Here is an 8,522-nt window from a genome sequence, read left to right on the forward strand (position 1 = left end):
GCGCAGGCCGCGGCGGGTGCTCATCTCGTCGGGCTGAGCGGGATGATGGACGGCCAGGTCGGCGTGGTGCGCGACGCGCTCGACGACGCCGGCCACGACCAGGTCGCCGTGCTCGCCTACGCCGCGAAGTACGCGTCGGCCTTCTACGGCCCGTTCCGCGACGCCGTCGAGTCGCAGCTCGAGGGGGACCGCCGGACCTACCAGATGGACCCCGCGAACCGTCGCGAGGCGGCGCGCGAGGTCGCGATCGACATCGCCGAGGGCGCCGACGTGGTCATGGTCAAGCCGGCGATGTCCTACCTCGACGTGCTCGCCGACGTCGCGGCCGTGTCCACGGTTCCGGTCAGCGCCTACCAGGTATCGGGCGAATACGCCATGATCGAGGCCGCCGCCGCGCACGGCTGGATCGAGCGCGAACGGGCGATCCTGGAGTCCGTGCTCAGCATCCGTCGTGCGGGTGCCGATCACGTGCTCACCTACTTCGCGACGGAGCTGGCCGCGTGGCTGGCGGAGGAGAAGTCATGAGCCGGTACGGCAGCAGCGAGGCGGCGGTCGCCGGCCGCACGAGCGCGGAGACGTTCGCGCACGCCCAGGCCGTGATCCCCGGCGGTGTGAACTCCCCCGTGCGCGCGTTCGGCGCGGTCGGCGGCACCCCGCCGTTCATCGCGTCGGCCAGCGGGCCGTACGTCACCGACGTCGACGGGCACGAGTACGTCGACCTGGTCGGCTCGTGGGGTCCGGCGCTGCTGGGTCACGCGCACCCGGAGGTCGTCGAGGCCGTGCAGGCCGCCGCGGCGCGCGGTCTCGGGTTCGGCGCGCCGACGGTCACCGAGGTCGACCTGGTCGACGAGATCCGCTCGCGCGTCCCCGCGGCGGAGATGGTGCGCCTGGTGTCGACCGGCACCGAGGCGACGATGACGGCGCTGCGCCTCGCGCGCGCCCACACCGGCCGCGACCTCGTCGTGAAGTTCGCCGGCTGCTACCACGGTCACGTCGACGCGCTGCTGGCGTCCGCGGGCTCGGGCGTCGCGACGCTCGCGCTGCCCGACTCGGCCGGGGTCTCGACGGCCGTCGCGGCCGAGACGATCGTGCTCCCCTACAACGACGTCGACGCGGTCGCGGAGGCCTTCGCGACGCACGGCGACCGGATCGCCGCGGTCATCACCGAGGCCGCGCCCGCGAACATGGGCGTCGTCCCGCCCGGGCCGGGCTTCAACGCCGAGCTGCGCCGTCTGACGGCCGAGCACGGCGCGCTGCTCATCCAGGACGAGGTGCTCACGGGCTTCCGGGTCGGGTTCTCCGGCTGGTGGGGCCTCGAGGGCCTGCGGGAGGGCTGGGCGGCGGACCTGTTCACGTTCGGCAAGGTCATCGGCGGCGGGCTCCCCGTCGCGGCGGTCGGCGGGCGCCGGGACGTCATGCGCCACCTCGCGCCCGTCGGCCCCGTCTACCAGGCGGGCACGCTGTCGGGGAACCCGGTCGCGACCGCGGCGGGCCTGACGACGCTGCGTCTCGCCGACTCCTCGGTGTACGCGCGGATCGACCAGACGGCCGCGACGCTGCGCACCGAGCTGTCGCGCGTCCTGGCCGACGAGTCCGTCCCGCACAGCGTGCAGTGGGCGGGCAGCCTGTTCAGCACGATGTTCGGCCCCGAGGCCGCGACCCACGGCGTCCGCGACTACGCGGCCGTGCAGGCGACGGAGTCGTGGCGGTACGCGCCGTTCCACCGCGCGCTGCTCGAGGCCGGCGTCTACGCGCCGCCGTCGCCGTTCGAGGCGTGGTTCGTCTCGGCCGCGCACGACGACGCCGCCGTGGACCGCATCCTGTCGGCGCTGCCCGCCGCCGCACGCGCCGCCGCCGCGGCCACCCCGCCCGCCTGACGGGACGCACGACGCCGAAGGCCCGCCACCGTCCAGCACGGTGGCGGGCCTTCTCGTCCGGGTCGCCCGGCGAGGAGTGGGCGTCCGGACGGCGCCGCGACGGCCACGGGGACCGTCCCGGCGCTGGTCCTCAGTAGGTGAACGCCGCGACGCGCGACCGCAGGTCGGCGGACATGCGGGCCAGCTCCTCGACGTTGGAGCCCATCTGGGCGAGCACGTCGGAGCTCGTCGCGGCGGACGTCGCGACCCCGGTGATGTTGGTGGCGATGTCCCCGGTGCCCGCCGCGGCGTCGGCGACCCCGCGCGACATCTCGGTCGTCGTCGCGGTCTGCTCCTCGATGGCCGACGCGATCGTGAGCTGGTGGTCGTTGATCGCCTCGATGATCGACGAGATCTCACCGATCGCCGACACCGCTCCCGTGGTGTCGGACTGGATCGCCTCGACGCGCCGCGCGATGTCCTCGGTCGCCTTCGCCGTCTCCGACGCGAGCTCCTTGACCTCGCCCGCGACGACCGCGAAGCCCTTGCCGGCCTCCCCGGCGCGCGCGGCCTCGATGGTCGCGTTGAGCGCGAGCAGGTTCGTCTGCTCGGCGATCGACGTGATGACCTTGACGACGTTGCCGATCTCCAGGCTGGACTCGCCGAGCTTCGCGACGCGCTCGTTCGTGAGCTCGGCCATCTGCGTCGCCTGGTGCGCGACCTTCGCGGCCTCGGACGCGCTCTGCGCGATCTCCCGGATCGACGACCCCATCTGCGCCGAGCCGGCCGCGACCGACTGGACGTAGCGCGACACCTGGTCGGCGGTCGACGCGACGACGCCCGCCTGGGCGCTCGTCTCCTCCTGCGCGGCGCCGACCTGCTGCGCGGCGGCCGACAGCTCCTCCGCGGCGGCCGCGACGGTCTCGGCCGCCTCGACGACGCCCGACAGGGTGGACCGCACGGACCGCTGCGCGACCCCGAGCGCCTCGGCGGTCTGGCCGACCTCGTCCCCGGACCGGACCGGCGCCTCGACGGTGAAGTCGCCGCGGGCCATCGCCTGCAGGCTGCGGCGCACGTCGTCGACCGAGCGACGGATGGTGCGCACGACGAGCCACGTCAGCACGGACGCGATGACGAACGCGGCCACGAGGCTGCCGATCAGCACGGTCATGGCGTTGCTCGCGCGCTCCTGGGACTGCCGCGCCAGGTTCGTGATGAACGCCGTGTTCTCGGCCGCGGTCTGGTCGAGCTCCGCGACGTAGGCCTCGATCGCCGGCTGCCCGATCTCGTCCCGGATGCGCGCGTACTCGTGCAGGTCCTCCTCGAGCGCGGCGGGGACGAGCTGGTCGTCGCGGATCGTGAGCCACGCGTCGTACTTCGTGAGGAAGTCCTGCCAGGCCTGCTCACCGCCTGCCGCGCTCGCGGTGTAGGCCTCGATCTGCGGGTCGAGCTCCGCGTCGTTCGACTCGAGCGCGCGGCGCCAGTCGCTCTTCGCGGTCGGCTCGTCGGACGCGGCGATCTGGGCGACGATCATGCGGGCCTTGAGCTGGTTCTGGTGCACGAGGTCGCGGACGTCGCTGATCTGGCTCTGCCCGTCGGCCATGATCTTCATGTCCGCACGGGTCTGCTGGAGGACGAGCACCGCGTACCCGGAGGACAGCAGCACGATGGTGCCGGCGACGGCGAGGGTCACGAGGATCTTCGTCTGGATGCCGCGGTCCGCGAACCACTGGAGGCGGCGGCGGGACGACGTGGGGTGGGGCATGCGGGCCTCTCGCTTCGGACGGCGAGGGGGCGGACGTGCGGACGACCGGCGGGCTTGCCGGTGCCTCGGCGCCCCCTGCGGCGGCGCCGTGACACGTGGCGTCGCCGTCCTTCCGTTCGGTCGGTCCGTCGTCCGGCTGAGCGTTTTCCCGGAGGTCGATCCGCCGGGTTCGACCCGGACCGTCCTGGACGTACGTCCGAGTAACAGCCCGCGGGCGCGGCCTCGACGACGCGACCTGTGCGAACGCCCGTCGTGAGCCCGCGCTGCTGCGCGACGCCGCCGCGCCGTGCCCCGGGAAAGGCCGACCCGTCAGCCCCAGGTCGGCGGGTCGAGCTCGGTCGGCGGGGCCGGACGGGGGAACGGCACGCTGGGCGTCGGCCGCCACACGACGTCCGGGGTCCACGCCGTGCGGCGGTCGCCCGCGCCGCCCGGGGCGTCGTCCGCGTGCGGCCACAGCGAGCGCACGGGGTGCTCGTGCAGGGCGTCCGCGACGTCGGCGACGTGATCGTGGGGCGGTTCGCGCAGCACGTGCGCGGCACCGGGAACCTGGCCGTGACGGCTCGCCTCGTGCCCCAGCGCGGCGAACGGGTCGTGGCGCGCCGACGCGGCCTCGGCTGCGGGCTGGACCCGCGCGTTCCACGTGCCGGCGTGCGGCCGGTAGGTCCGTCCGGCCGGCCCGGCGACCGCGTCGTCGCGGTGGCCGTGCTCGTCGCGCATCGTCACGTGGGTGTCGCCTCTCGTCGCTCGCTCGGCGACGAGTATCCCCGAGAAACAGGGCCCATGCGACATATCGGACGCTCGGCATCCCGCGCGGGGCGCGTGCCACCGGATCGGGTGACGCGGCGTCGGACGCCGCCGGCACCGGGAGGTCCGGCGCGGTGGACGAGGGCGCGTCGCTCGGTCGGCGCGACCTCGCCGGTCCGGGGCGGAGGGCTCGTCAGACGACGGGGACGACGACCTTCTCGTCCGTCGCCACCGGGGCGGCCGTGGCGCGCGCGGCGGCCTGCTCGGCGCGGTAGGCGCGCACGGACCACGCGACCGCGACGACCCAGACGACGGCGATGGCGCCGAGGAGCAGCCCCTCCTGCGGGGTGCCCTTCCAGCCGACCCAGTCGCTGCGGACGAGCGTGCGGACGTTGGTGAGGACGATGACGCCGCCGACGGCCGAGCCGAGGATGCGCGGCGGGACGTGCCGCACGAGCCACGCGGCGATCGGCGCGGCGACGAGCCCGCCGAGCAGCAGCGCGAGCGCCCACATCACGTTGACGCCCTGCGAGCCGATCGCGACGAGGAAGCCGACGCTCGCGGCGAGCGCGACGAGGAACTCGGAGGTGTCGATCGAGCCGATGACCTTGCGCGGCTCGAGCCGGCCGCTCGCGAGCAGGGCCGGGGTGCCGATCGGCCCCCACCCGCCGCCGCCGCTCGCGTCGACGAAGCCCGCGACGAGGCCGAGCGGGGCGAGGAACCGCTTGCGCAGGGGCAGGTGGCGTCGGTCGGTGCGCAGCCCGAAGAGCGTGAACCGCACGAGCAGGTAGACGCCGAGGCCGAGCAGGATGAGCGACATGGCGGGCGCGCCGGCCTCCGTCGAGAGCCGCGACAGGAACTGCGCCCCGACGAACGCGCCGATCGCGCCCGGGACGCCGACGCGGAGGACGACCTTCCAGTCGACGTTGCCGAACCGCCAGTGCGCGACGCCCGACGCGAGCGTCGTGCCGATCTCGGCGAGGTGGACCGTCGCGGACGCGGCCGCGGGGTTGGTCCCGATGGCGAGCAGCAGCGTCGAGGACGTCACGCCGTAGGCCATGCCGAGGCTGCCGTCGACGAGCTGCGCGGCGAGGCCCGCGAGGGCGAGGAGCAGGAGCTGCGGCACGGGAGACCTCGGGGGACGACGACGGAGGACGGCTTTCCCGATAATCCCGAGTGACTTACTTGCAATTCAACCGTCGACCGGATGCTGAGACCCGGTGCTCAGGGATTGGTCCAGGCGTCCTCGTGCGCGGCCATCTCCTTCACGTGCGCGGGGAGCTCCCCCGCGACGAGCGCCGCGAGCGTGACCTCGTCGAGCACGCTGCGCACGCTCGCGCGCAGCGCGATCCACACGTCGAGCAGCGACGCGGCCGACCCCTCGTACTCGAGGCTCGGCGGACGCTCGTCCCTGACGGTCACGAGAGGCCCGTCGACCGCCCGGATGATCTCCGCGAGCGTGATCTCCTCCGCGGGCCGGGCCAGCCGGAACCCGCCCGACCGGCCGCGCACGCTCGCGACCAGCCCGCCGCGACGCAGGTCGCCGAGGATGCGCTCGAGGAAGCTCGACGGGAGCCCCTGACCGGTCGCGAGGTCCTCCGCCGCGACCGGGTCGCCGTGCGGGCTGCTCGCCAGCTCGGCGCACGCCCGCACCGCATAGTCCGCCTTCGCCGAGACACGCATACCGGCATTGTGCCCTCGCCGGGCCTGGGACCTCGGCACCCGTCGACCTGCCCGAGTCGTCCGCCGGGCCGGGCGCGGGGCCGGGCACCGCGTCAGGCGCCGACCGCGCCCCGCAGCAGGTCGTCGAGCGTGACGCCGTCGAGCACCTCGCGCAGGCGCTGGTCGGTGAGCTCCCACAGCGCGGGCAGGTGGCGGGCGACACCGTCGTAGGTGAGCCTCCCGGGCGGCACGGCCCGGACCGTCACGAGCGGCCCGTCGAGCCCCCGGACGACGTCGCCGACCGCGATCTCCCCCGCCTCGCGCGCGAGCGAGTAGCCGCCGTGCGCGCCGCGCCGCGACGTCACGAAGCCGAGCTTGCGCAGGTCGTTGAGGATGCCCTCGGCGTACTGCTGCGGCAGGTCCTGCTCGACGGCCAGCTGCTCGACCTTGACGACCTCGGGCGCGTGCTGGGCGAGCAGCAGCAGCGCACGGACCGCGTAGTCAGCCTTGGCGGAGACGTGCACGCCCGGTCACCCCCGCGCCCGTCGGGACGGCCGGGGACAGCTCCCCCGTCGGCCCGGTCGTGGACGGCTCACGCGGGACCGCTCGCCGACGACGGCACGAGCGCGGGCGACGAGGCGGGCACGGCCGCGGCCGACGCGTGCGGCCGCAGCCACACCTGCTGGCCCTCGGTGAGGCCGAGCCCGTCCGCCTGGCCGCGCGTGAGCTGGACCCACGGCGTCGACCCGTCCTCGGCGCGCGTCTCGGCGCGCACCTCGTACCCGACGCGCAGCAGGCGCGTGATCGTCACGGGCAGCGCCTCGGGGCGGTCGTCCTCGACGATCTCGATGTCGTGCGGGCGCACGAGCCGGCCGCCCAGGCGCGTCGTCGGGCCGAGGAACTGCATGACGAACTCGTTGGCGGGCTGGTCGTAGAGCTCGGCGGGCGAGCCGACCTGCTCGATGCGCCCCGCGTTGATGACGACGATCGTGTCGGCGACCTCGAGCGCCTCCTCCTGGTCGTGCGTGACGAACAGCGTCGTCACGTGGACCTCGTCGTGCAGGCGACGCAGCCAGTCCCGCAGCTCCTTGCGGACCTGCGCGTCGAGCGCGCCGAACGGCTCGTCGAGCAGCAGGACCTCGGGCTGGACGGCGAGCGCCCGGGCCAGGGCCATGCGCTGCCGCTGCCCGCCCGAGAGCTCCGACGGCAGGCGGTCCGCGAGCTGCTCGAGGTGCACGAGCTCGAGGAGCTCGTCGACGCGCTTGCGGACCTCGTCCTTCGGCCGTCGCCGGATCTCGAGCCCGAAGGCGACGTTGCGACGCGTGCTGAGGTGCTTGAACGCCGCGTAGTGCTGGAACACGAACCCGACGCTGCGCCGCTGCGGCGGCAGGGCCGTCGCGTCGCGCCCCGCGATCTCGATCGTGCCGGTGTCCGGGTGGTCGAGGCCGGCGATGATGCGCAGGAGCGTCGACTTGCCGCCGCCGCTCGGGCCGAGCAGCGCGGTCAGGCCGCCTGCCGGGACGTCGAGGTCGATGTCGGTGAGGGCGGGGAACGTGCCGAACCAGCGGTTCACGCCGCGGACGACGATGCTCATCTCTTCTCCTTCGGACGCAGCGCCGTGATGACGACGATGAACAGCACGGCGACGAGCATGAGGACGAACGCCGCGGCGAACGCGGCGCGCTGCGCGTCCGGACCGAACTCCTGGTAGGAGTCGTTGACGAACAGGGTCAGCGTCTGGGACTGCCCGGCGACGCTGCCGCTGACGACGCGCACGGCCCCGAACTCGCCGAGCGAGCGCGCCAGGCTCAGCACGACGCCGTACGCGAGCGCCCACTTGATCGTCGGCAGGGTGATGCGGCGCAGCCGCGCCCACGCGCCCGCACCGAGCGACTGCGCGGCCTGCTCCTGCTCGATGCCTGCCTCCTCGAGCGTCGGGACGACCTCCCGGACGACGAGCGGCAGCGACACGATGACGGTCGCGAGCACCATGCCCGGGACGGCGAAGATGACCTGGAACCCGGCCTGCTCGAGCGCGGGGCCGAACCAGCCGCTGGTGCCGTAGACGAGGATCAGCGCGACGCCGACGACGATCGGCGAGATCGACACGGGCAGGTCGATGACCGCGTTGAGCAGCCGGCGCCCGGGGAACTCGTACCGGGCGAGCAGGATGCCGATGCCGACGCCGAACACGGTGTTGAGGACGGTCGCGAGCCCGGCGACGACGAGCGTCAGGCGCGCGGCGGCGACGAAGTCGGGCGACGTCAGCACGTCGAGGACCGGTACGAGCCCGTCGGCGAACGTGTACCGGACGACGGTGACGACGGGCAGCGCGACGAGGCCGAGCACGTAGGTGACCGCGACGACGCGCAGCACGAGGCGGACCGCCGACGAAGTCGCTGCCCTCGTTCACGTGGGTGTGCCCGGGGAGGCCGGTGATCGTCGACCGGTCGCGGTGGAGGACGATCCGCGGCACCGTGCGGATGAGCGTGACC

The 8,522-nt window shown here is 74.2% G+C and carries 9 protein-coding genes; 2 read left to right on the forward strand and 7 right to left on the reverse strand.

All coding sequences use genetic code 11. The features are described 5' to 3' along the window. Window positions 1-525, forward strand: a 525-nt coding sequence (gene hemB / locus OMK64_RS19410) for a porphobilinogen synthase (RefSeq protein WP_524536919.1), incomplete at its 5' end; no start/stop codon positions are given. After that, entirely contained in the window at window positions 522-1,877 is a 1,356-nt protein-coding gene (gene hemL, locus OMK64_RS19415) for a glutamate-1-semialdehyde 2,1-aminomutase (protein WP_272730003.1), read from the forward strand. The genes hemB and hemL, both read left to right, overlap by 4 nt. Before the next feature lie 130 nt (window positions 1,878-2,007). Here hemL and OMK64_RS19420 read toward each other — a convergent pair whose 3' ends face one another. The 7 genes from OMK64_RS19420 to OMK64_RS19450 form a co-directional block, all read right to left on the reverse strand. Further along, entirely contained in the window at window positions 2,008-3,621 is a 1,614-nt protein-coding gene (locus OMK64_RS19420) for a methyl-accepting chemotaxis protein (RefSeq protein WP_272730004.1), read from the reverse strand. A 309-nt stretch (window positions 3,622-3,930) separates the two neighbouring features. Next, window positions 3,931-4,338 carry a hypothetical protein gene (locus OMK64_RS19425; protein ID WP_272730005.1) on the reverse strand — a complete coding sequence of 136 codons (408 nt, stop codon included), beginning with the start codon at window positions 4,336-4,338 and terminating at the stop codon, window positions 3,931-3,933. 220 nt (window positions 4,339-4,558) lie between these two features. Next, entirely contained in the window at window positions 4,559-5,491 is a 933-nt protein-coding gene (locus OMK64_RS19430) for a sulfite exporter TauE/SafE family protein (RefSeq protein ID WP_272730006.1), read from the reverse strand. A gap of 98 nt (window positions 5,492-5,589) precedes the next feature. Then, window positions 5,590-6,048, reverse strand: coding sequence for an RrF2 family transcriptional regulator (locus tag OMK64_RS19435; RefSeq protein ID WP_272730007.1), 459 nt, complete (start codon window positions 6,046-6,048; stop codon window positions 5,590-5,592). Window positions 6,049-6,140: 92 nt separating this feature from the next. Further along, complete coding sequence (locus OMK64_RS19440; RefSeq protein ID WP_162353709.1) at window positions 6,141-6,551, reverse strand: RrF2 family transcriptional regulator; 411 nt, start codon at window positions 6,549-6,551, stop codon at window positions 6,141-6,143. Between the two features lie 68 nt (window positions 6,552-6,619). Next, window positions 6,620-7,621: a sulfate/molybdate ABC transporter ATP-binding protein gene (locus tag OMK64_RS19445; protein WP_272730008.1), complete on the reverse strand. Its 1,002-nt coding sequence runs from the start codon at window positions 7,619-7,621 to the stop codon at window positions 6,620-6,622. Further along, window positions 7,618-8,403: a sulfate ABC transporter permease subunit gene (locus OMK64_RS19450; protein WP_272730009.1), complete on the reverse strand. Its 786-nt coding sequence runs from the start codon at window positions 8,401-8,403 to the stop codon at window positions 7,618-7,620. Before OMK64_RS19450 ends, OMK64_RS19445 begins: the two co-directional genes overlap by 4 nt. Window positions 8,404-8,522: the final 119 nt, after the last annotated feature.

The sequence above is a fragment of the Cellulomonas fimi genome, from assembly GCF_028527925.1.
In the GTDB taxonomy this organism is placed as follows: domain Bacteria; phylum Actinomycetota; class Actinomycetes; order Actinomycetales; family Cellulomonadaceae; genus Cellulomonas; species Cellulomonas fimi_C.